This window comes from Zavarzinia compransoris, assembly GCF_003173055.1.
Classification (GTDB): Bacteria; Pseudomonadota; Alphaproteobacteria; order Zavarziniales; family Zavarziniaceae; genus Zavarzinia; species Zavarzinia compransoris.
This window is the reverse complement of record NZ_QGLF01000003.1, coordinates 487,873-510,526: the sequence shown is the minus strand read 5'-3', so window position 1 is coordinate 510,526 and position 22,654 is coordinate 487,873. Positions and strand designations below refer to the sequence as shown.

Genomic DNA, 22,654 nt, shown 5'->3' with positions numbered 1-22,654 from the left:
CCGAAACGGGGCTAACCAAAGTATGGGAACCCAACCGTTTCCGGGCATGAAAAAAGGGCGGCCGCGGCCGCCCTTTCCGGCTCCCGCGCCGTCAGGCGACGGAGCGCTGCAACCCCGCCCAATATTTCGCGCGCAGGTCCTTCTTCGAGATCTTTCCAGTTCCAGTCAGGGGCATGGTCTCGACGATGTCGAAACTCTTCGGCACCTTGTAGCTGGCCAGGCGCTCGCGGCAGAAGGCGGTCAGTTCGCCGGCGTCGATCCCGGCGCCGGCGGCCGGCACCACCACGGCCTTGATCGCCTCGCCCCAGCGTTCGTCCGGCACGCCGATGACGGCGACCGCGCCGACCGACGGATGCACGGAAAGGACATGCTCGATCTCGGCGGAATAGACGTTCTCGCCGCCGGTCACGATCATGTCCTTGGCCCGGTCGACGATATAGTAGAGACCTTCGGCATCACGGATGGCGATGTCGCCGGTGCGGTACCAGCCGTTCTGGAACACCGCCTTCGTCGCCTCCGGGTTGCGCCAGTAGCCGGCGGCGACGGCGGGGGAACGGACCAGCAGTTCGCCCGGCTGGCCGTCCGCCACGTCCTCGCCCTTGTCGTTGACGATGCGCAGGTCGATCAGCGGCAGCGGGCGGCCGCAGGACTTGAGCTTGCCCTCGTTGCCGAGATCGTGCTCGTCCGGACGCAGCAGGGAGACGGCGCCCGCCGTCTCGGTCGCGCCATAGAACTGCATGAAGCGACAGGGCATGGCCGCGATCGCCCGCCGGATCAGGCCGAGGGAAATGGGCGAGCCCGCATACATGGTCAGGCGCAGGGAGGAGAAATCGGTGACCGCCGCATCCGGATGGTCCAGCAGCATCTGGATCATGGTCGGCGTCAGCACCAGCAACGTCGGGTGTTCCTTGCTGATCGCGGCCAGCGATTCCGCCGGATCGAAGCGGCGCAGGATGGTCAGCGACAGGCCGTTGTAGAGGCACTGAAGCGACAGGCCGATGCCGAGCAGGTGGAAATTCGGCAGCGAGAACAGGAAACTGTCGCCGTCGCGCCATTGATAGGCGCCTTCGAGATGTTCGCACAGGCGCATGCGGTTGATCCCGCCGTGGCTCAGCATCACGCCCTTGGGCCGGCCGGTGGTGCCCGAGGTATAGAGCAGGATCGCCGTGTCGTCCTCGGAGACGAAGCGGTCCGGCGGCGTCGCCGGCTGGTCGGTGGCGTAGGAGTCGAGCGGCGCCTCGGCCCCGAACCGGATCAGGGGCGGCAAGGCGAAGGGCGCCCCGGGCAATTGGGCCTGATGCTCGTGCTCGACGATGATCAGGCGCGGCTCGCTGTCGGCCAGCACATCCGCCAGTTCGCTGGCCGCGAGGCGCCAGTTGAGCGGCAGGAACGCCGCCCCGGCCTTGGCCGCCGCGAACATGGCGACGAAGAAATCGTCCGAATTCTTGCCGAGGAAGGCGACGCAGTCGCCGCGCGCGACCCCTTCGGCGATCAGGCGATGGGCGAGCCGGTTGGCGCGCTGTTCGAGCGCGCCCCAGGTGACGTCCCGCCCCTCGAACAGGAAGACCCGGCGATCCGGCGTCTGGCGGCGGTAATAGGTGCTCAGGTCACCAAGCGTACGGATTTCCGGATAGACCCACATCGTCTTTCTCCTGGCCTTTCGTTGCCGTCATCGGCCCGCGAAGGTCGGGCGCTCCTTGTTGCTGAAGGCGGTCAGGGCCGCCCTTGCGTCCGCCGTCGCCGCCGAGCGGGCGATGGACGCCGCTTCCAGCGCCAGCTGCGCCTCGAGCGGCTGGTGATCCACGGTCTGGAACAGGCGCTTGATCTCGCCATAGGCAAAGCTGGGCCCGGCCGCCAAGCGCGCGGCCAGGGCACCGGCCCGGGCGGCCAGGTCCTCGGCCGCCGTCACCTCGTCGGCGAGGCCGGCGGCCAGGGCGGCCTGGGCGTCCAGCGCTTCCCCGAGCAGGAGAAAGCGCTTCGCCCGGGCATGGCCGAGGCGGCGCGACAGCATGATCGAGGCGCCGGCATCGCAGCTATAGCCGATGCCGGTATAGGCCGAGACGAAGCGCGCCTTGTCGGACGCCAGCACGACATCGGCCCCGGCGACGAAAGCGGTCATGCCCCCGGCGCAGACGCCGTGGACGGCGGCGACCATCGGCGCATTCAGGCGTTGCAGACGGGCGATGCCGTCGTGCAGGTCGCCGGCCCAGCCGGTCACCTTCGCCGGCAGGGCGTCCAGATCGGCGGTGAAGGCGTTGATGTCGCCGCCGACGCTGAAACTCCTGCCCTCGGCCGTGACCAGGATCGCCCTGACCGCCGGCCGGGCCGCCAGTTCGATCGAGACGGCACGGATATCGGCGCAGAAGGCGCCGTCGATCGGGTTGCCGCGCTCGCCCTGGGTGAAGGTCAGATGGGCGACGGCCGCGCGCATCTCGAGCCGCATGGACGGCAGGTTCATGGTCTTTTCCTCCCTCAGCCGACGGTGCGCTGCTGCTTGTCGCGCTCCGATGCGGCGCGGATCCGTTCCCGCGCCGCCGACCATTGCATGTCCGTCAGGCTGCCGAGCCCGGCAAAAGTACTGGGCGCCGCCAGATGATGGCCGCCGTCGACCGCGATGGTCTGGCCGGTCAGGTAATCGCAGCCATCCGACATCAGGAAGATCATCAGGTTCTGCAATTCGGGCATGCGGCCGAACCGGCGCAGCGGCACCTGGTCCGACTGGGTCGCCCCGGCGGAGGTTTCGGGGATCGGGTTCAGCTTCTCCCACGCCCCTTCGGTCGGGAACGGCCCGGGCGCCACGGCATTCAGGCGGATGCCGTAGGGCCCCCATTCGACCGCCAGCGACATGGTCATGGCATGGATCGCCGTCTTCGCCATGGCGGCCGGCACGACGAAGGCGGAGCCGGTCCAGACCCAGGTGACCAGATTGCTGATCACCGACCCGGGCAGCCCCGCCGCGATCCAGCGCTTGCCCAGCGCCAGGGTGACGAAGAAGGAGCCGTCCATGACCGTCGAACGCACCGCCTCATAGCCGCGGGGCGACAGCGATTTGGTGGGGGCGACGAAATTGGCCGCGGCATTGTTGACGAGGCCGGTGAGCGGCCCCTCGGCCCAGATCCGGTCGAGCATGGCGTCGATCATCTCCGGATTGCGCAGGTCGCAGACCACCGGCAGGACCCGGCCGGGCGCGCCCTCCGCCGCGATCGCCGCCGCCGTCTCGGCCAGCACGGCCTCGCGCCGGCCGCAGATATGGACGGTGGCGCCATGGCGGGCGAAGCCCCGGGCGATCTGCGCGCCGAGGCCGCTGCCGCCGCCGGTCACCAGGATCCGCTTGCCCGCGAGCGCGTCGTCGCGGAAGGGCTGGCCGATGCCGCCCGATTCACTCTTCGTCATTTTCCCCCCTGGGCCGCCAACAGCCCTTAGATCACATGTTTATTGTTCGCTAGTGTATTATCTGCTAATCGCCTGTCAACCATCCAGTGGCGCGACGGCGGCACGCAAAGGGGGGAAGGACGGACAGGTGGCACGAGCGAAGAAGGTTTACGCGGATGCGGCAGCGGCCCTGGCGGGGCTGTTGCGCGACGACATGGTGATCATGGCCGGGGGCTTCGGCCTCTGCGGCATCCCCGAGACCCTGATCGAGGGCATCAGGCTCTCGGGCGTCAAGGGCCTCACCGTCATCTCCAACAATGCCGGCGTCGACGGCTTCGGCCTCGGCGTCCTCCTCGAGACCAAGGCCATCGCCAAGATGGTCTCCTCCTATGTCGGCGAGAACAAGCTCTTCGCCCAGCAGTATCTCTCCGGCGAACTCCAGCTCGAATTCAACCCCCAGGGCACCCTCGCCGAGCGCATCCGCGCCGGCGGTGCCGGCATCCCCGCCTTCTTCACCAAGACCGGCGTCGGCACCCTGGTCGCCGAGGGCAAGGAACTCCGCCAGTTCAACGGCGAGACCTATGTCATGGAGACCGGCCTCGTCGCCGACCTTTCCATCGTCAAGGCCCATACCGGCGATACCGCCGGCAACCTCGTCTATCGGAAGACCGCCCGAAACTTCAACCCGATGATGGCCACCGCTGGCAAGGTCACCGTCGCCGAGGTCGAGCATCTGGTCGCCCCCGGCACCATCGACCCCGACCACATCCACACCCCCGGCATCTTCGTCCAGCGCATCATCCAGGGCGCCCAATACGAAAAGCGCATCGAGCAGCGCACCACCCGCAAGAAAGCCTGAGGAGCCCGACCATGGCCTGGACCCGCGAACAGATGGCCGCCCGCGCGGCCAAGGAACTGCAGGACGGTTTCTACGTCAACCTCGGCATCGGCATCCCGACCCTCGTCGCCAACTACATCCCCGACGGCGTCCATGTCACCCTGCAGTCCGAGAACGGCATGCTCGGCATGGGGCCCTTCCCCTATGAGGGCGAGGAAGACCCTGACCTGATCAATGCCGGCAAGCAGACCATCACCGAACTGCCCGACAGCAGCTTCTTCTCCTCCTCCGACAGTTTCGGCATGATCCGCGGCGGCCATATCGACCTCTCCGTCCTCGGCGCCATGCAGGTCGCCGCCAACGGCGATCTCGCCAACTGGATGATCCCGGGCAAGATGGTCAAGGGCATGGGCGGCGCCATGGATCTCGTCGCCGGGGTCAAGAAGGTCGTCGTCGTCATGGAACATGTCGCCGGCGGCAAGTCCAAGCTGCTCAAGGCTTGCGACCTGCCCCTCACCGGCACCAGGGTCGTCGATCTCGTCATCACCGATCTCGGCGTCTTCAAGGTCGACAAGCAGGGCGGCACCGGCCTCACCCTCATCGAACTCGCAGACGGCGTCTCCCTCGAGGAAATCACCGGGAAGACCGACGCGGAATTCGAGATAGAACTCTGAACCGGAGGGGCGGGCTATGTCCGCGCCAGCACGAGATAGGCCAGATAGCCGGCGTAGGCGGCGACGAACAGCGTCCCCTCCCGGCGGGAGATCGCCTGGCCGCTGGAGAACACCGGCACGCAGACCAGCGCGACCGCGGCCATGACGGGGATATCGACCAGGCGCAGATGTTCGCCGACCTCGACGCCATCGGCCGGGACCAGGCAGGTGATGCCGAGAATGGCGAAGATATTGTAGATGCTGCTGCCCACCAGGTTGCCGATCGCGATGTCGCGCTCGCGCCGGACGGTCGAGACGATGGTCGTGACCAGTTCCGGGGCGGAGGTGCCGACCGCGACGATCGTCAGGCCGATGAAGGCGTCGGAAACCTGGGCGAGCCGGGCCAGGGCGACGGCGGCATCGACCAGCCAGTCCGCGCCGACGACGACGATCGCGATCCCGAGAGCAAGCGCGCCCACGTCGCCCGCCGTCTCGCGAAGCGGCGCGCCGCCGGCCGCGGGCGCGCCGAATTCCTGCTTGAATTCCACCCGCACCATGCGGCTTTCGCGCCGGGTATAATGGATGACGACCAGGGTGTAGACGACGGCCGCCGCGGTCAGGACCGCGCCTTCCCCGCGCGAGAGCGTGCCGTCCCACGCCATGATCATCAGGGCGAAGGCCGCCGCCACCATCATCGGCAGGTCGAAGCGCAGGGTCTGCAAGCGCAGGGCCAGGGGCTCGATCATGGCGCTGAGGCCGAGAATCAGCAGGATGTTGACGATATTGGTGCCGGCGATATTGCCGACCGCGAGCGAGCCGTTGCCCTGCACCGCCGCCTCGATGCCGACCGCCAGCTCAGGTGCGCTGGTCCCCAGGGCAACCACGGTCAGCCCGATGATCAGGGGCGAAATCCCCAGGCGGCCCGCCAGCCGGCCGCCGCCGCGGACGATCAGTTCGGCACCGCCGACAAGCGCCGCAAGACCGGCAAGACACCATAGAAGCGCAATCAGCATCGGGCGGGGACAACATGTTCTCGAAGGCGACCGCGCCATTCTGGCCCGGCGCCCGCCCGGCCGACAAGCCGGATATCGCCCGCCGGCCGGGCGTCATTCGATGCGGAAATGGAAGGTGTTCCTGACCCCCTCGACCGCGACGGCGCGGCCGCCGACGATGCGCGGCTGGTAGCGGAAGCGCCGGGCCGCCGCCAGCGAGGGATTGACGAAGAGCGGATGGCAATCGTCCAGCGCCGCCGGGGCTTCGACGCGGCCCTGCTCGTTCACGCGGTAAACCACGGTGCAATCGCCCTCGATCCGCTTGTCCAGCGCCCGCGGCGGATAGTCCGGCGCTTCCTTCTCGATCGGCAGATAGGGGCGGCTGGCGGCGTCGCGCTCCGCCGCGCGGGCCTTTTCCGCGGCCTCGGCCTCGGCCCGCTGGCGGGCGCGGGCATCCTCTGCCGCCGCTTCGGCCGCGGCCCGGGCCTCGGCTTCGGCGGCCGCTTTTGCCCGGGCCTCGGCCTGCTGGCGGGCGCGTTCCTCGGCGCGGCGCCGGCGTTCCTGTTCGCGCTTCTCCGCCTCGATACGGCGCCGGGCGAGTGCTGCCTCGTCCACCGGCGGCGGTGCGGGCACCGTAATCGCAGACGTATCAGGCGGGGGTGCGACCGGCGCCGGCTCGGGCAATACCGGTTCGGGGACGGGAACCGCCGGCGCGGACAGGGCCACCTCGGGCGGCGCCGGCGGGGCCGCCACCGGTTCGGACTGGACCGGTTCAGACAGGACCGGCTCGGGCGCCGGCGGGGCCGGCTCGGCGGCGGGCGGCGCCGGCGGGCGGACCTCGACCAGGGCCGCGGTCAGGGTGCGCAGCCGGGGCGCAGCCGGCGCCTGCGGCTGCCACGCCCCGAGCAGCAGGGCAAGGACCAGGGCATGGCCGGCCAGGGCCAGGCCGGCCGCGACCAGGTTGCGCCTTGCCGCCGCGCGCCGCCCGTCCCGATCGGGGGGCAGGGTCATGGCGGCGCCTCGGTGATTAGGCCGATATTCTCGACCCCGGCGCGCTGAAGCGCCGCCATGGCGGCGACCACGGCGGCATAACTCGCATCCTTGTCGGCGCGGATGAACAGCTTGGTATCGGGCCGGGCGGCCATGATGGCGCCGACCCTGGCGGTCATCACGGCGAGGTCCGCCGCCTCGTCGGTGCGGGCGGCGACATCGACCGCCGTCCCCAGGTTCCAATAGCAGGTGCCGTCCGCCTTCACCGACAGGGTGATGACCTGGGCCCTGGTGTCGGCGGGCAGGGCTTCCGCCGCCACCTTGGGCAGGTGCAGCGGCACGCCCTGGACCAGGAGCGGCGCCGTAACCATAAAGATCACCAGAAGGACCAGCATGACGTCGATATAGGGGACGACGTTCATCTCGGCCTTGGGGCCGTGCGGGTTGGGGGGCTTTCGCATCGGTGCCGTCCCGGTTCAGGCGGCCTGCCGGGCGTCGCCGGCCCGGAGCCGGCGGTTCAGCCGCGCCTGCAACTCGTTGCCGAAGGCATAGAAGCGGGTCGAGAGCACCGAGACCCGGGCCGAGAAGCGGTTATAGGCGACGACGGCGGGAATGGCGGCGAACAGGCCGATGGCGGTTGCGATCAGGGCCTCGGCGATGCCCGGCGCCACGGTCGACAAGGTCGCCTGCTGGACCTGGGACAGGCCGATGAAGGAATTCATGATACCCCAGACCGTGCCGAACAGGCCGATATAGGGCGACACGGAACCGACCGTGGCCAGGAACGGCAGGCCCCGGCCCAGGCGCTCCTCCTCCTCGGCGATGGCGACCAGCAGCCGGCGCTCGACCCCTTCGGTCACCGCCTCGGGGCTGGCGACGCCCCGCCCGGCCAGGTGCCGGTATTCGCCGAAGCCGGCCCGGAACAGATGGGCGAGGCCGGCGCCGGACGGATCCGGCAGGGCGGCGAGGTCGTCGCACTCCCGGAACCGGCGCAGGAACGCCCGGTCCGCGCGCTCCTGCCCGGCCAGCAGCAGGCTGCGCTGAAGGATCAGGAACCAGCTGGCGAGCGACGCGAGCACGAGCAGCGCCATGACCAGCTTCACCAGCAGGCTGGCGTCGCCGACGAGGTGCCAGACCGACATTTCGGGCATTGCATCCATGGTTGTTGCCACTCCTGTTGGCGTCAGTCGAGGGCCAGGGTCTCCGCGACCCGGCTCCAGGGGACGAGCTTGAAGTTCTGGCTGCTTTCGGGCATCCGCTTGCGGCCGTCCTGGACCACCAGCAGGCCTTGCCCGAAGACCCCGCCGAGCGGCGCGGCCGTGACCTCGATACCGTCGGTTTCCGAGGCGCCGTCGATGCCCGCCGCGGCATTGATGCCGATGCGGAAGGCCCCGCGCGGGCGATGGGGCGGCAGGGCGTCGAAGACGGCATAGCTGTCGTTGCCCTGGCTCGACACCAGGAGATAGCCGCCGCCGGCACCGGGATAGAGCGCCAGCCCCTCGACATCGGCGACCAGCAGGTCGCCGACCGCGGCGACGGGCGCCAGGGTCGCCGCCCCCTCGGGCCGGGCATCGACCGACCAGACGCCGACATCCTCCTCGCCCAGGAACAGGCGCTGGTGGCGGTCGTCGGCGACGCAGCCCTCGGGCTGGCTCGCCACCTCGAAGCGGCGCAGCAGGGTGCCCGTCACCCGTTCCCCGTCGCCGGCCAGCCGGTATTGCAGGAAGCTGCCGTCCTTGTCGTTGGCGAAGGCATAGAGCGGGCCGTCCGGCGCCTGGAACAGGCAGATGCCGTAGATCGCGGCCAGGCCGGTTTCGATCGCGCCGGCCGGGCGCAGGGTGCCGCTCGCCCGGTCGATGGCGAAGACGTCGATGGTGTTGCGGTCCCGGTTGCTGGCGACGGCGATATCGACCAGCGCCGTCCCCAGGGCGAAACCCGCCCGCACGTCGACATTGTTCAGGCGGCCGACCGGCAGGTCCTGCACCACCCGGCCGTCGAGATCATAGACCACCAGCCCCTGCTTCTTGTTGGTGCCGAGCACCAGGGAGCGCTCGGGCGCCTCCGGGTTCAGCCAGATCGCGGGGTCGTCGGCGGCATCGCCCTGCCGGCTCATGGGCTCGGTCTGGCGCTCGGCCGCGATCACCGGCAGGCGCGGGGGCGCGGCGGGCGCCGCGGGCGACCAGTCCAGCCGGCCCTGGTGGAAACGGCCGGTGGCCTCGTCCCGCAGCAGGATATCGATCCCCTGCGCGCCCACCCGGGCGGCAAGCCCGTCCGGCGCCTTCAGGCCGGCGAGGCCGATCGGCGGCAGGGTGCCGCCGGCCGCGTAGCGGCGCAGGCGACCGGCCTCGGCATCCAGCGCCAGCAGGCCGCCCGGCACCGGGGCCAGCGCCCGCACCCCGCCGGCCAGGGTGCCATGGGGCTGGCGCAGGTCGACCACGCGGCGGTCCGCGGCGGCGTCGCCGTCGGCGCCCTGGACCCAGAGCCCGAGGTCTTCCTCGTTCACATAGAGCAGGCCGCCGGCATCGTCGGTCCGGCAGGCGGTGGCGGCGGGCGGCAGCGACAGGCGGCGGATCAGCCGCGGCGCCGGCAGAAGATCATCGGGACCGCCGACCAGCCATTGTTCCCCCCGCCCCTCGTCGCCGACGAGGAACAGGGACAGATTGCCCCCGCCGTCGCGGTAGAGGCAGAGCCCTTCGACCGCGAACGCCCGCGCCGGCAGCAGCACCGGCGCGCCGAAGCGCCAGGCGCCGGCGTCCGGCGCCAGGGTGACCACCGTGGCCTGCTGGCGTTCGACGTCCTGGGTCGCGACCGCGAAGCCGCCCGCCGCCGGCCGGCTGTCGAGCAGGGCATAGCGCCCGGCCATGGTGCCCCGCACCCCGCCCGCCGGGTCGAGGACGGCGAGACCGTCCCGCCCGGCGGCGAGGCGCAGGTCGTCCGCGGAGGGCAGGAATTCCAGGGTTTCGGCGGCCAATTCGGCCCCGGCGGGCCAGGGGGCCAGGGACAGGGGCGGCGCTTCGTCGGCCGCGCGGGCCGCCGGCCCGTCGCAGCCGGCGAGCAGCAGCCCGGCGCCGAGGGGCAGGCAGATCAGGAAAGATTTCATCGAACCGGAGGCTCCGAACAGGGGCGGCCCCGCCCGCAGGAACAGGCGGGGCGCCCTCGATCACTCAGAAGGACGAGACGGTGAGGCCCAGCTTGAAGGTCGGGCCGTATTCTTCGTATTGGGCGTTGAAGGCGCGGTCGCCGGCATAGGTGTAGAAGGCCTGGTCGGTCAGGTTCTGGGCCTCGAAGGTCAGTTGCACGCCGTCCATCACCGTGTAGCGGGCGCTGAAGTCCAGGAAGGTCTGGGCATCCGCGCGCAGGTCGTGCAGGGGATCGTCGATCGGCCCGACCTCGACCAGATAGCGCGACTTGTGGTTGGCCGACAGGCGCAGGCTGATGTCGTCGTTCTCCCAGCCCAGCGTCAGGTTGCCGACCAGTTTCGACTGGTTGGGCAGGTCGATGTCGCGCCGCCCGTCCTGCCCCGAGATGCTGGCATCGGAGTCGCTGATGGTCACATTGGCCCCGATCAGCAGGCCGTTGAAGGGTTCGGGCAGCATGGAGAATTTCTGCGTATAGGCGAGTTCGAGGCCGTAGACCCGGGCCCGGTCGCCATTGGCGAAAGTCTCCGCCTCGTCGAAGCCGACCCAGGCGCCGGTGCCGGCGACATCGGTGGCATAGGCGAAATTCTCGATATCCTTGTAGAAGGCATAGACCGAGATGGCGCTGGTGCGGTCGATGTAATACTCGATGCCGAAGTCGAGATTGGTCGATTCCAGCGGCTTCAGGTTCGGGTTGCCGAAGGCCGCCTCGTCGCCGTCGATGACGAAGCCGGGCGCCAATTGCTCGAAGCTGGGGCGGACGACGCTGCGGGTGACGGCGGCGCGCAGCTGCGCGTCCCGGCCCAGGCGATAGCGCAGGTTCAGGCTGGGCAGCCAGTGCTCGTAGTCGTTGCTGACGCTGATCGCCTCGAAATCGTCGTCGCGAAGGCCGGTGCCCGTCGCGGTCATTTCCGTGCCCTCGTAGCGCAGGCCGGCGATGACGCGCAGGCCGCCGATATCGACGGTTTCCATGACATAGGCGGCGTTGATGTCCTCCTCGATGGTGAAGTCGTTCACCCGCGATTCTTCCTCGTCGAAGAACTCGTCGCGGTCGAGACGGCCGATCAGGCTGCGCAGGGCGTCGGCGCCGATCCCGGGGCCGAAGCTGCCGAGCGTCGAATCCGGCCGGCGGCCGGTGAAATTGCCGAGCAGGAGGTCGTCGTCGGAGAAGCCGTAATCGCCGAAGTCCTCGAAGATCCAGGCATCCGAGCCGTTCTCCTTTTCGCGCCGGCTGAGCTTGGCGCCGAACTTGAAGGTCCCGGCGAAACCGCCCAGGTCATGCTCGTTGGCGATGTCGAGGCGGATGTTCCATTCGCGGTCGGTCGCCGCGTCGTCGGTATATTCGATTTCCGACAGGCTGAAATTCGCCGGGTCGTAGAAGTCGGGGCCGGCGTTCAGCACCGGCTTGCGGCCGCTGCGGAAGCTGAGGCCGGCGAAATCGTCGTTGCCCTCGAAGACGGCGCCGCCGATGCCGCCGGGGGTCTTCTCGCTCGATTCGCTGTAACCCGCCTGGCCGCTGACGGTCCAGGCGCCGGCCATATGCTCGCCGCCGGCGACATAGGATTGGATCTCCTGCGTCTCCTCGCGGTCCTTCAGCTCGCGGAAGCCCTCGCCCTCGCCGGTCTCGCCCGGCAGCAGGGGATCGGCGAATTCGACACCCAGGGCGTTGCGCGTCTCGCTGTCCTTATAGTGGCTGTAGAGCGTGCGCAGGTAGAGACTGGTGACGGTACTCGGCCGGTAGTCGAGATTGACGCCGAAACCCGCGCGCTCGCGCGTGATCAGATAGTCGCGCTGGCTGGTCTCCTCCAGCCGGGCGCCGTCCTCGAAGTCCCAGGCGTCGCCGGTCTCGACATTGTCGGAACCGAAGTCGCGCTCCTGCCAGGAGGCGGCGATGGCGATACCGAACTCGCCCGCGCCGCCGAGGTCGAAGCGGTCGCTGAAGGCGCCCGAGAATTTCGGCGAATAGCGATCGGTATTGCTGTCGTAGGAGCCTTCGGCCGAGCCGGTGTAGAACAGGCCCTGATGATCGAAGGCGGAAAGGCTTTCGATCTCGATCGTGCCGCCCAGGGAATTGGCGTCCATGTCGGGGGTCGCGGTCTTGACCACGGTCAGCGACTGGATCAGTTCCGACGGCAGCACGTCGAGCCCGACCGCGCGGCTGTCGCCCGAGGGGGAGGGCAGCAGCGTGCCGTTGATGGTGACGGCGTTGAGATCGGGGCCGAGGCCGCGCACGCTGACGAAACGACCCTCGCCCTGGTCGCGCTCGACCGAGACGCCGGGCAGGCGCTGCAGCGCTTCCGCCGCATTCTCGTCCGGCAGCTGGGCGACGCCGTCGGCATGGACGACGCTTTCGATCGCGTCCGAGCGGCGCTGTTCCGACAGCGCTTCGCCGATGCTGGCGGCCTGGCCGATGACGTTGACGTGTTCGGTCGCACCCGGGACGGCGTCCTGGGCCAGGGCCGGCAGGACCGGCGCCAGGGTGCAGAAGGTGATCCCCGCCAGGCGGGATACGGCTTGACGCTTGCGCATGAACGGTCCTCGCGAAAATGCCCTGGCGACCGGCCTTTCGCCCCCGCCAACCCGGGCCGGACGTTACGGACGCCGGATGACGGTTTGGCGAAACCGCCAGTCCGCCCGGGGCCGCTTTCCGCCCGGATGAGCCGTTTGGACCCGGGCCCCGGCAAGGGCCCGGCGACACCCGCGGGCAGGGCCTTGGGCTTTCCGCCGGCACCCCCGGGCGATCGGAAATATTTGCGCCGGCGGCTGAGCCGATCGGACCCCCTACGAAACCGCCCGCTGCAACATAACGGGCACAATCATCTGCTTACCTGTCGCGATCACCACCCGGACGACTGCCCATGCCTTCGCTGCTGCGTCATCACCGCCTGAAGCTCCTGGCCCTTTTCCTGGCCGCCAATGCCGTGCTCCTGCTGCTGCTCGGGGCCGGCGACGTGAAGGCGGTCGGCGAATGGGTCTGGCTCGACATCCTGGCCGAGGGCGGGGCCATGCTGCTGTCGCTGACCTGGATCCTGCTGATGCTGAAGGCGCGGCCGTCCGGGCGGGTGACCAATTTCCTCGTGCTCGGGCTCGGCGGCGTGTTCCTGTCGCTCTGGGCCGACGTGCTCGACGAATTCATCAGGATGCCGGCCCAGATCCATTGGGATCATTGGCTGGAATCGGGGCCCATGCCGGTCGGCCTGCTGCTGCTGACCATCGGCATCTACCATTGGCACCGGGAACAATTGCTGATCTCGGCCCAGATGGAGAAGCGCGAACGCCTGTTCCGCGAACACCGGCTGTTCGATGCGGTGACCCCGCTCGGCGGCGCCGACTATCTGCGCCGCCAGCTGGGCCCCGCGCTGGCCGAGGCCCGGAGCGAGCAGAAGCCCCTGTCGCTGGCGCTTCTCGACCTCAACGGCTTCGGCGCCCTGACCCGGCGCTTCGGCCACGAGGAGGGCGATCTGCTGCTGCAAAGCCTGACCCAGCTTCTCCTGCTCAACCTGCGGCGCCAGGACCTGCTGTGCCGGCTGGCCGGGGACCGTTTCATCGTCATGCTGCCCGACACGGGCGAGGACCAGGCGGCGCGGCTGGCGGGGGAACTGGCCCTGGCCGTCCGCCATTTCGCCTATCGCACCCGCCAGCAGGGCGAGCGCCTGCACCTCGACGCCGCGGTCGCCGTGGTCATGGCGATCCGCGACACGCCCGAGGAATTGCTCGAACGGCTGAACCGCGCGCTCTGGCAGGCGAAGAGCCGCCGGTTCGCCGAAACCGCCTGAGGCGCCCATGGCTGTCCGCCCGTCCTGGTACGAAGTCGACAGCCGCTTCATCCCCGGCCACTACCAGCCGGCGGTGCTGATCGACCTCGCCCTCTCGCGCGAGGTCAATGTCCGCCGCCTGCTGCGCGGCACCGGCATCGTCTACGACGATATCGTCGCGGGCGGGGAGAAGTTCAGCCCGGCGCAGTTCCTGACCCTGATCGGCAATGTGCGGCGCCTGCTCGACGCCGACGACACCAGCTTCCTGTTCGGCCAGCGCCTGCTGCCCGGCCACTACGGCGCCGCCAGCCACGCCCTTGGCCATGCGGCCAACCTGCGTCAGGCGCTGGAACGCCTGGTCGGCCACCGTGCCCTGCTCAGCCCGCTGACCGCGCCCCGCCTTCAAGTGGACGAGAACTGGGCCTGGCTCTATTGGATCGATGCCTGCGGCGCGGGCGAGGCCCAGCGCTTCCTGGTCGAGGCGAGCATGAGCGCGGTCGCCGGCATGTGCCGCTGGCTGTCCGGCCGGCGCCTGCCCTGGCAATTCCTCGTCGGCCATGCCCGGCCGCGCTATATCGAGCAATATTGGGTCCACCTGGGCGAGACGGTGCTGTTCGAGCGCCATCTCGACGCCATGCGCATCCCGCGCAGCTGGCTCGACCTGCCCTGGCCGGGGGCGGCCCAGACCGCCGGGCAGGCGGCGGGCCTCGAAAGCGCCCGCCAGCTGGCCGACCTCGGGGTCGAGGCCAGCCTGCTCGACCGGCTCTATCACTGGCTGCTCGACCATGTCCGGGAACAGCCGAACCTCGACCGCGCGGCCCTCGCCTTCGAGATGAGCCCGGCCACGCTGAAGCGCAAGCTCGCCAAGCACGGCACTCATTTCCAGGAATGGCACGACCTCGTGCGCAAGCATGTCGCGCTCTATCTCTACGACAGCCGGGGTTACACCAACGAAGAGGTCGCGGCCCATCTCCGCTTCCACGACACCACGAATTTCCGCCGTTCCTTCAAGCGCTGGACCGGCTTTGCCCCCAGCAGCCTCAAGGAACTATGGCAGAAGACGTGAGGCGGTCAGCGCGGCGGCGCGAAGCCGGCCTGCAGCGCGGCGGCGGGACCGGTCATGTTGCAGCGCCAGGTGCCGAAAGTCGTCACCCAGCAAGCGCCTTCGGCCTTCTCGACCCGCGCGTGCGAACAATTCCGCGCCGGGTCGCCGCCGACGATCGCCACCGCCTTCGGATCGCGGCAGACGACCCAGGTCCAGGCGCCGCGCAACGAATAGACGGGCTTGGCCGTGTCGGACTCCGGCATAGTCATGAACTCGCCGGCACCGAGATGGGCGCGGGCGGCGCCGATCCGGACCGTGAGTTCCTCCATCAGCCAAAGTTCGTCGGTGACGGTCACGTCCTCGCGCTCGCACCGGACCAGGGTCGCGACCACATCGGCCGTGGGCGCGGCGGCCGCGTCGATCTCGGGACAGGCGGTGACCGGGTCCCGCGCCTTCCAGCGCTCGCCCCCTTCGCCGGCCTCGGCCTGCGCGCCGGCAAGAACGGCCACGACCGGAAGCCAAAACATAAAGCGCAGATCCATTCGACGATTCCATCCTGCCGATGCGTTGGCCGGCACTATCGCATCGATCGGAACCGCCGACAAATCGTCGAAAAGGAAAGGACCGGCCCGGCTCAGGGCTCGTGATCGATCACCGGCCCGGCCGGGCGGGGCTGGCGGCCCGCTTCCCCAAAATGCGGATTCCCGAACCTCTGGTCCCGGCCTTCGAACGGATCGGGGCGCATGCGCACCACCACCAGCCGGGGCCGGCGGCCGAAGATCGCGCCGATCAGCAGGAACACGGGGACGGCCACCGCCAGCGCGACCAGCAGGCTGGCGGCGAAGAAGAATACCAGGAACAGGAATGCCGCCGCCGACAGGGCCGCGAACAGGCCACGGAAACTCATCGCCGATCCTTTCGATAGCAGCGGCGGGGCTTACGCCCGTTTCCTACATATTGGCCCGGGGGCGGCGATTTCAACCGCCCCGCCCGCCCCCTTACGCCGCCCGGTCCAGGATCGTCGTCCGGTACATCAGGCGGAGGTAACGCTCGTAATCGAAGATGGTCGCGGTATGCAGGGTGGCGCGATTGTCGAAGAAGACGAGGTCGCCCTGCCGCCACTGGTGGCGGTAGACGAATTCGGGCTGCGTCACATGGGCGGTCAGGCGGTCCAGCAGGGCGCGGGTCTCGGCCTCCGCCAGGCCGGGGATTTCCGAGACCACCTGGGCCGCGACCCAGAGCGATTCCCGCCCGGTCACCGGATGGCGGTAGACCAGCGGCTGGGGCACCGGGGCGTATTTCTGCTTCGCCGCCGCCGACAGGGGCTTCCGGGTCGGGTCCATGGCCTCCAATTGCTCGTGCAGCCGGGCCCAGGAATGGACCGCGGTCAGGCCGCGCAGATAGTCCTTCTCCGCTTCGGGCAGGGCCTCGAAGGCGGCGGTCGAATCCGCGAACAGCGTGTCGCCCCCCTCGGGCGGGACGGCGACGGCATAGAACAGCGCCGCGATCGAGGGCTTCTCGACATAGGAATAGTCGAAATGCCATTCCTCCCGCGCGTTGACGAACAGGGATTTCATCACCCCGTCGACCTTGAGGTTGCCGATCTGGATGATCTCGGGATAGCCGTCCAGCAGATGGCTGCCGTCGATATGGGTTTCGGTGAAGCCGATGCGGCGGCTGAGGTCGATGATCCGGTCCGGCAGGGCGGGCTGGTCGGGCAGGACGATGACCCGGTGCTCGGCGAAGGCCCGGGCCACTTCGGCCCAGGCCGCGTCCGCGATCGGCCGGGCGATGTCGATCCCCTCGACCCTTGCGCCGAAGGTGCCGCCCACCGGCGTCACCGTGATGTGGTTGTAGACCGTCGCCGCCGTCATCCCGCATACTCCCCTTACCTGTCGATTGCTTGATGATGCCGAACGAATTGCTTGGTGCAACATGCTTTGATTGGCGTCAAACCATGGTTTTCATCTTCGTTCAGTAATGAATATTGTCGCCCCCGGCCCCCTGTGATACCCGGTTATCCGTACCGTTTCCGATTTCACGCCAGGGGGTGAGGCCGACATGCTCGAGATTTCCAGGATCGCGGAACTCCGCCGCCAGCTCGCCGCCGCCTTCCGCCTCGCCGTCCGCTTCAACCTGCACGAAGGCGTCTGTAACCATTTCAGTATCCGCGTGCCGGGGGAGGAGGAACTCTACCTGATCAACCCCATGGGCCTGCACTGGTCCGAGATCACGGCCAGCCGGCTGCTGCTCGTCGACGGTGCCGGCGTCGTCCTCGAGGGCCAGGGCGTGGTCGAGCCGACCGCCTTCTTCATCCACACCGAGGGGCACAAGGCGCGGCCGGACGCGCTCTGCATCCTGCACACCCACATGCCCTATGCGACCGCGCTCACCTGCGTCGAGGGCGGGCGCCTGCGCTTCGTCCATCAGAACGCCTTGCGTTACTTCGGCCGCATCGCCTATGACGACGGCTACAACGGCCTCGCCATGGATGCCTCGGAGGGCGTGCGCATCGCCGAGGGCGCCAGCGGCGGCGAGGATATCGTCTTCCTTGCCCATCACGGCGTCGTCGTCCACGGGCGCTCGGTCGCGGAAGCCTTCACCGATCTCTATTACCTGGAACGCTCGGCCCAGGTGCAGGTCCTGGCCATGAGCACCGGCCTGCCGCTGCGCGAGATCAGCCCCAATGTCGCCGCCCAGACGGCGAAGCAATTCGCCGATGTCGCCGAATTCGAGGCCAACTACCATTTCGCCGCGCTGGAGCGGGTGCTGGCGGCGGAAGACCCCGCCTATCGCGACTGAGCGCGACGTGAGCGGCGGCTTGCGCCTCGACGGGCGGGAGGCGGTGGCGCTGACGCGCCTTGCCCTGCCCATCATCATGGCGCGGATCGGGCTCACCCTGATGCTGGTGGTCGACAATATGATCGTCGGCCATTTCGGCACCGGGGCGCTGGCCGGCTTCTCCCTTGGCCTCGTCCTGGTGCAGACCATGCAGACCATCGGCCTCGGCCTGCTCCTGGGCGGCATGGTCGAGATTTCCGCCGCCTACGGCCGCGGCGCGACCGAGGAATGCGGCCGGATCTGGCGCCGCTCCCTGCTCTATGCCCTGGTCATCGGCGCGGGCGCCGTCGCCGTCGCCGACCGGGCGGAGGGGATCTTCCTGGCGCTCGGCCAGGACCCGGCCCTGGCGGCGGAGGCGGCCTGGGTCGCCGCCGTCATCGGCTGGTCGCTGCCGCCCATGCTGTGCTACATCGCCTCGATCGGCCTTCTCGAGGCGACGGGGCGACCCTATGTCGGGGTGGTGCTGCTGGCGGCCGCCAACCTGATCAATCTCGGGCTCAACCTGCTGCTGGTCCATGGCGCGCTGGGCCTGCCGGCGCTGGGGGCGGAAGGGTCGGCGCTGGCCACCCTGGCCGCCCGGCTGGCGCTGGCCGGCGGCACCCTCTTCTATATCCTGCGCCTGATGCCGGAGCGGCGCAGCCTGGGGCGCGGGCGCTGGTCCGACCACGGCTGGCGCGCCGGCCGGCGCCAGCGCCGCCTCGGCTATGCCGAGGGCATGAGCATGGGCATCGAAAGCGGTTCCTTCGCCCTGCTGACCGTCTTCGCCGGCCAGATCGGCGCGGTCCAGCTGGCCGCCTATACGATCGCGGTCAATATCAACATGATGCTGTTCATGCTGGCGGTCGGGGTCGGCGGGGCCGCGGCGGTGCGGGTGGCCCAGGCGCGCGGCCGCCACGACGGCGGCGCCATGGCCCGCTCCGGCGCCACCGGCCTTGCGGTCTTCAGCCTGCTGATGCTGGGCGTCGCCCTGCTCTTCCTGGCCGTGCCCGGCGCCGTCACCGCGCTCTATACCGGCGATCCGGCCCTTGCGGCCGCGACCGCGCCCATCGTCGCCCTGATCGGCTTCGTCGCCTGGATCGACGGGGCGCAGCGCGTGATCGCCAATATCCTGCGCGGTTACGGCGAGGCCTGGGCGCCGACCACCAGCCATCTGGTGTCCTATGTCGCCGTCATGGTGCCGGCGGCCTGGGCGCTGTCCCTGCCCCTGGGGCTGGGCGCCCTCGGCCTGATCCTAGCCATCGCCCTGGCATCCGTGGTCGCGACCGGCCTGCTGCTGGCGCGTTTCCGCTACCTGGCCGCCCGGCCGTTGCTTATCCCCCGCGAACAGGAGATCACATGGGCAAGTTCCTGAGTGAGGCGCAGATCGAGGGCTTCGCCCGCGACGGCTTCGTGTCCCGCCTGCCGGTGCTCTCGCCCGCCGAGGTCGAGCACCTGACCGCCCTGACCGAAGCCTTCGAGCGCGAGCGCCCGGGCGACACGTCCTGGGCCTTCGACATCAAGGCCAATCTCCTGTTCGACTGGGTCTACGACCTGGGCCGCCATCCCCGCCTGCTCGATGCGGTCGAGGACCTGATCGGCCCCGACATCCTGATGACCAACGCCACTTTCCGCATCAAGAACCCGGGCAGCCACGTCGATTACGGCTGGCACCAGGATTCCGCCCGGATCGAGGTCACGCCCTCCTTCGTCATCGCCTATGTCGCCCTGTCGCCGGCGACGATCGAGAACGGCTGCCTGCAGGTGATCCCCGCCACCCACGACCGCGTCCGCCCCTTCAGCCTGACCGAGGGCCCGGGCCAGCGGAAACGCCTGGTCGCCCGGGTGATCGACGTCGATTCGACCAAGGCGGTGAACCTCGAGCTCGAACCCGGCGATGTCGCCATCTTCCACGGCAATGCCGTCCACGGTTCCCCGGCCAATATCAGCGCCATGCGGCGCGTGGCGATCCTCTATGATTTCACCCCGGCGGCCGGGCGCCAGAACATCGGCACCGGGTCCGGCCAGTTGGTGCGCGGCAGCGATCCCCATGGCCACTGGGGCCACGAGCCGGTGCCGGAAGCGGGCCTGACCGAGGCCAATGTCCTGAACCGCCGCCGCATCCTTTCGACCTATCACGAGAATGTGCTGATGGGCCCCCGCCTGCCGGGCGAGACCGTCACCTTCCCCGACCGGCCCTATTGAGCCGGGCCGCGGCGCAGTTCGCGCGGGGTTACGCCGAAGCGGGCCTTGAAGCGGCGGCTGAACTGCGCCTGGTCGAGGAAGCCCCAGCGCCGGGCGATCTCGGCGATGGTGCCGGCGCGGGCGGGATCGGCCAATTGGTCGCGCGCGGCTTCGAGGCGTAGTTCGCACACCCATTGGCCGAGGCTGAGACCGCCCGCATCCCGGAACAGGGCATTCAGGTAGCGCACCGAAATGCCGCAGGCCCCGGCCACCATGTCGGGGCCGAGCGCGGGATTTGACAGGTTACGGCGGACGAAGCCCTCGATCCGGGCGAGATGGGCCTGGCGCACCGGCGACTGGCGGGAATTCAGGGCGCGGACATCGTTCTCGAGGGCGAGGACGAGCAGGTCGACCAGCGTCCGCCCCACCCCGTCCCGCACCGCGGCGCCCGCTTCCGCCAGCCGCGTCGGGGCGAGGCGCAGCATGTCGTGCAGCAGGCCGGCGGCGCCGCTGCCCGCATCGGCGACCAGGGACGGCATCTGGTCGATGGCGCGGAGCCGGCGCTTCATCACCCGCATCGGCACCTTCAGCACCCAGAGCGCATTGCTCGCCAAAGGCTGGACGAAGAGCGAGGGGCGATGGCTGCGCTCGACCAGCACCTGGTTGCGCCGGCAGGTCAGTTCCAGCCCGTCCTGGGCATAGGCGATCTCGGAATTGGTGGCGAAGGAGACGAGCAATATCTCTTCCTTGTCCGCCGCCAGGTGATGGCGCTCGCGCTGGTAGGTGACGGGGCCCGAGGCCATGAAGGCCATGGACACCTCGCCCAGGTCCCAGGATTTCAGGCAGCCGGAAAATCCGTCCGGGACGGCGCTGGCCGTCTCGACCGGGAACAGGACATCGCTGACCGCCTGTTGCCAGGGCTGTAACCGGCCCTCTGCCGCGAATTCCCGAAACATCGCCTGCCCGCGTGGTGGATCCCTTCACGCTAAGCCCCCGCCGCCCCGGCGCCAAGATCTTTGCGGCAGCGCAGCAGGGGATTTGTCGTTCCCGGCACAAAGATATGCGCCTTCCGGCACTTTCGCCCGGTGGGCGTTGCCGCCGGTCCGGCCGCGCGCACTCTGGAGTTCGAACAATGTAAGGAGTGCGCGCCATGGCCAAACCCTTCCACCTCGGCTGGTTCACCAATTTCGCGACCGACGAATGGAACGGCCCCTTCTCGAACGGGGGCGATCCCTGGAACGGCAAATTCTATGTCGAGATGGCCCAGGCCCTGGAGCGCGCCTGTTTCGACTACATCATGTTCGAGGACAAACTGGCGATTTCCGAAATCTACGGCGGCACCTCGGAAGCGGTCCTGAAGCACGGCCTCGGCATGGTGCCGAAGGGCGATCCGGCGCCGCTGGTCGCCATGATCGCCGGCGCCACCTCGAAGATCGGCGTGGTCGCCACCCTCTCGACCCTGGGCTATCCGCCCTTCCTGCTGGCCCGCCTGTGCTCGACCATCGACAGCCTGGCGGACGGGCGCTTCGGCTGGAACATCGTCACCAGCGCCGAGAATGCGGCGGCGCAGAATTTCGGCCTCGACGCCCTGCCGCCGCGGGAACTCCGCTACGACATGGCCCATGAATATCTCGACCTCGTGCTGCAATTGTTCAATTCCTGGGAACCGGACGCGGTGGTGCGCGACCGCGAGACCGGCACCTATGCCGATTTCACCAAGGTGAAGCCGATCCATTTCGAGGGCCGCTTCTTCAAGTGCCGGGGGCCCTTGAACTGCGTGCGCTCGCCCCAGGGCGTGCCGACCCTGATCCAGGCCGGGGCCTCGCCCAAGGGGCGGGATTTCGCGGCCAAATATGCCGATGCCATCGTCGCCGTGAACCAGGGCATCCCGGCCATGAAGGCGTTCCGCGACGATATCCGCCAGCGCGCCGCCGCCCATGGCCGCGACCCGGACGAGGTGAAAGTCCTGTTCCTGGTCGCCCCGACCCTGGCGGAAACCGTCGAGGACGCCCAGGCGAAATACGACCGCATGGCGACGAACCCGAGCTTCATAGAAATGAACCTGTGCCTGATCTCGTCGATCACCGACATCGACTTCAAGGCCTTCGATCTGGACCGGCCGCTGCCGGAAAAACTGGTCACCAACGGCGAGCAGGGCTCGCTGGACAGTTTCCAGCAATGGGGCTCGGGCAAGACCCTGCGCCAGCTGGTGACCGAGGCGTCGGGCGGTCTCGTCTCGTCCATCCCCCTGGTCGGCACGCCGGACACGGTCGCCGACCGCATGGGCGAAGTGGCCGCTGCGGTGGGCGGCGACGGCTTCCTGATCACCACGCCCCATCTCGGCGTCAACCGCCGCATCATCCACGAGGTGACCGACGGCCTCGTCCCCGCCCTGCAACGCCGGGGCCTGATGCGCACGGACTACAGCGGCAAGACCCTGCGCGAGAACCTGCGGGCGTTCTAATCCAGCGTATCCAGCGCCTTCCGGAAGCGGGCGGCGTGGGATTTCTCGGCCTTGGCGAGGAGGTCGAACCAGGCGGCGACCTCCTCCAGTCCCTCCTCGCGGGCGACGGCGGCCATGCGGGGATAGATCTCGGTGAATTCCTGGATTTCGCCGGCGATGGCGGCAAGGAGGTTGGCGCGGGTATCGCCGATCGCTTCCCCGGTGGTCGGGTCGGCGTCGAGAAAGTCGAGCAGGCCGAAGGCATGGCCGCTTTCGCCCTCGGCGGTCGAACGGAAGACCGAGGCGACGTCGTTATAGCCCTCCACATCCGCCTTCTGCGCGAAATAGAGATAGCGGCGATTGGCCGCCGCCTCCCGCGCGAAGGCTTCGAGCAGATGGGCAAGGGTCCTGGTGCCGGCAAGGGACAT

The 22,654-nt window shown here is 69.1% G+C and carries 22 protein-coding genes; 8 read left to right on the top strand and 14 right to left on the bottom strand.

The genetic code is table 11. The features are described from left to right. Nucleotides 1–91 precede the first annotated feature (91 nt). The 3 genes from DKG75_RS13145 to DKG75_RS13135 are packed head-to-tail and all read right to left on the bottom strand — an operon-like array spanning nt 92 to nt 3,393. Nucleotides 92–1,642, bottom strand: coding sequence for a long-chain-fatty-acid--CoA ligase (locus tag DKG75_RS13145; protein ID WP_109921574.1), 1,551 nt, complete (start codon nt 1,640–1,642; stop codon nt 92–94). A 27-nt stretch (nt 1,643–1,669) separates the two neighbouring features. After that, entirely contained in the window at nt 1,670–2,458 is a 789-nt protein-coding gene (locus DKG75_RS13140; protein WP_166646536.1) for an enoyl-CoA hydratase/isomerase family protein, read from the bottom strand. 14 nt (nt 2,459–2,472) lie between these two features. Next, on the bottom strand, nt 2,473–3,393 hold the full coding sequence (locus tag DKG75_RS13135; RefSeq protein ID WP_109921572.1) for an SDR family oxidoreductase: 921 nt from the start codon (nt 3,391–3,393) through the stop codon (nt 2,473–2,475). Between the two features lie 127 nt (nt 3,394–3,520). Between DKG75_RS13135 and DKG75_RS13130 the strand changes: the two genes are divergently transcribed. Next, nucleotides 3,521–4,231, top strand: coding sequence for a CoA transferase subunit A (locus DKG75_RS13130; RefSeq protein WP_280523248.1), 711 nt, complete (start codon nt 3,521–3,523; stop codon nt 4,229–4,231). A gap of 11 nt (nt 4,232–4,242) precedes the next feature. Beyond that, a complete protein-coding gene (locus DKG75_RS13125; protein WP_109921570.1) occupies nt 4,243–4,884 on the top strand; it encodes a 3-oxoacid CoA-transferase subunit B in 642 nt (213 codons plus the stop codon). 14 nt (nt 4,885–4,898) lie between these two features. Here the strand turns inward: DKG75_RS13125 and DKG75_RS13120 are convergent, their stop codons facing one another. The 6 genes from DKG75_RS13120 to DKG75_RS13095 form a co-directional block, all read right to left on the bottom strand. After that, on the bottom strand, nt 4,899–5,876 hold the full coding sequence (locus tag DKG75_RS13120; protein ID WP_109921569.1) for a calcium/sodium antiporter: 978 nt from the start codon (nt 5,874–5,876) through the stop codon (nt 4,899–4,901). A 93-nt stretch (nt 5,877–5,969) separates the two neighbouring features. Further along, nucleotides 5,970–6,866 carry an energy transducer TonB gene (locus DKG75_RS13115; protein ID WP_109921568.1) on the bottom strand — a complete coding sequence of 299 codons (897 nt, stop codon included), beginning with the start codon at nt 6,864–6,866 and terminating at the stop codon, nt 5,970–5,972. Further along, nucleotides 6,863–7,306: a protein TolR gene (gene tolR, locus DKG75_RS13110; RefSeq protein WP_109921567.1), complete on the bottom strand. Its 444-nt coding sequence runs from the start codon at nt 7,304–7,306 to the stop codon at nt 6,863–6,865. The genes DKG75_RS13115 and tolR overlap by 4 nt, the downstream gene beginning before the upstream one ends. 15 nt (nt 7,307–7,321) lie before the next feature. Then, a complete protein-coding gene (gene tolQ, locus DKG75_RS13105) occupies nt 7,322–8,005 on the bottom strand; it encodes a protein TolQ (protein WP_109921566.1) in 684 nt (227 codons plus the stop codon). A gap of 23 nt (nt 8,006–8,028) precedes the next feature. Next, the gene (locus tag DKG75_RS13100) at nt 8,029–9,945 is read right to left on the bottom strand and encodes a phytase (RefSeq protein WP_109921565.1); all 1,917 of its coding nucleotides are present in this window, start codon (nt 9,943–9,945) and stop codon (nt 8,029–8,031) included. 64 nt (nt 9,946–10,009) lie between these two features. Next, nucleotides 10,010–12,511, bottom strand: coding sequence for a TonB-dependent receptor (locus DKG75_RS13095; protein WP_109921564.1), 2,502 nt, complete (start codon nt 12,509–12,511; stop codon nt 10,010–10,012). 329 nt (nt 12,512–12,840) lie between these two features. Between DKG75_RS13095 and DKG75_RS13090 the strand changes: the two genes are divergently transcribed. Then, entirely contained in the window at nt 12,841–13,758 is a 918-nt protein-coding gene (locus DKG75_RS13090) for a GGDEF domain-containing protein (protein WP_109921563.1), read from the top strand. 7 nt (nt 13,759–13,765) lie between these two features. Next, a complete protein-coding gene (locus tag DKG75_RS13085; protein ID WP_109921562.1) occupies nt 13,766–14,803 on the top strand; it encodes an AraC family transcriptional regulator in 1,038 nt (345 codons plus the stop codon). A gap of 5 nt (nt 14,804–14,808) precedes the next feature. On the opposite strand, the gene DKG75_RS13080 is transcribed toward DKG75_RS13085, so the two are convergent. The 3 genes from DKG75_RS13080 to DKG75_RS13070 all read right to left on the bottom strand — a co-directional run bounded on the left by DKG75_RS13080 (nt 14,809) and on the right by DKG75_RS13070 (nt 16,656). Further along, complete coding sequence (locus DKG75_RS13080; protein ID WP_109921561.1) at nt 14,809–15,324, bottom strand: hypothetical protein; 516 nt, start codon at nt 15,322–15,324, stop codon at nt 14,809–14,811. A 92-nt stretch (nt 15,325–15,416) separates the two neighbouring features. Continuing rightward, nucleotides 15,417–15,689 carry a hypothetical protein gene (locus DKG75_RS13075; protein WP_109921560.1) on the bottom strand — a complete coding sequence of 91 codons (273 nt, stop codon included), beginning with the start codon at nt 15,687–15,689 and terminating at the stop codon, nt 15,417–15,419. Between the two features lie 91 nt (nt 15,690–15,780). Then, a complete protein-coding gene (locus DKG75_RS13070) occupies nt 15,781–16,656 on the bottom strand; it encodes a TauD/TfdA dioxygenase family protein (RefSeq protein WP_166646512.1) in 876 nt (291 codons plus the stop codon). 187 nt (nt 16,657–16,843) lie between these two features. Here DKG75_RS13070 and DKG75_RS13065 point away from each other — a divergent pair, with 187 nt between their 5' ends. The 3 genes from DKG75_RS13065 to DKG75_RS13055 are packed head-to-tail and all read left to right on the top strand — an operon-like array spanning nt 16,844 to nt 19,804. Continuing rightward, nucleotides 16,844–17,584 carry an aldolase gene (locus tag DKG75_RS13065; protein WP_109921558.1) on the top strand — a complete coding sequence of 247 codons (741 nt, stop codon included), beginning with the start codon at nt 16,844–16,846 and terminating at the stop codon, nt 17,582–17,584. A gap of 7 nt (nt 17,585–17,591) precedes the next feature. After that, nucleotides 17,592–18,974: an MATE family efflux transporter gene (locus DKG75_RS13060; RefSeq protein WP_166646513.1), complete on the top strand. Its 1,383-nt coding sequence runs from the start codon at nt 17,592–17,594 to the stop codon at nt 18,972–18,974. Further along, nucleotides 18,959–19,804: a phytanoyl-CoA dioxygenase family protein gene (locus DKG75_RS13055; RefSeq protein ID WP_109921556.1), complete on the top strand. Its 846-nt coding sequence runs from the start codon at nt 18,959–18,961 to the stop codon at nt 19,802–19,804. The genes DKG75_RS13060 and DKG75_RS13055 overlap by 16 nt, the downstream gene beginning before the upstream one ends. Here the strand turns inward: DKG75_RS13055 and DKG75_RS13050 are convergent. Then, a complete protein-coding gene (locus tag DKG75_RS13050) occupies nt 19,798–20,739 on the bottom strand; it encodes an AraC family transcriptional regulator (protein ID WP_109921555.1) in 942 nt (313 codons plus the stop codon). The genes DKG75_RS13055 and DKG75_RS13050 overlap by 7 nt on opposite strands. 194 nt (nt 20,740–20,933) lie before the next feature. On the opposite strand from DKG75_RS13050, the gene DKG75_RS13045 reads away from it, so the two are divergent. Continuing rightward, nucleotides 20,934–22,247: an NtaA/DmoA family FMN-dependent monooxygenase gene (locus DKG75_RS13045; RefSeq protein WP_109921554.1), complete on the top strand. Its 1,314-nt coding sequence runs from the start codon at nt 20,934–20,936 to the stop codon at nt 22,245–22,247. On the opposite strand, the gene DKG75_RS13040 is transcribed toward DKG75_RS13045, so the two are convergent. Next, a complete protein-coding gene (locus tag DKG75_RS13040) occupies nt 22,244–22,654 on the bottom strand; it encodes a rubrerythrin family protein (RefSeq protein ID WP_109921553.1) in 411 nt (136 codons plus the stop codon). The genes DKG75_RS13045 and DKG75_RS13040 overlap by 4 nt on opposite strands.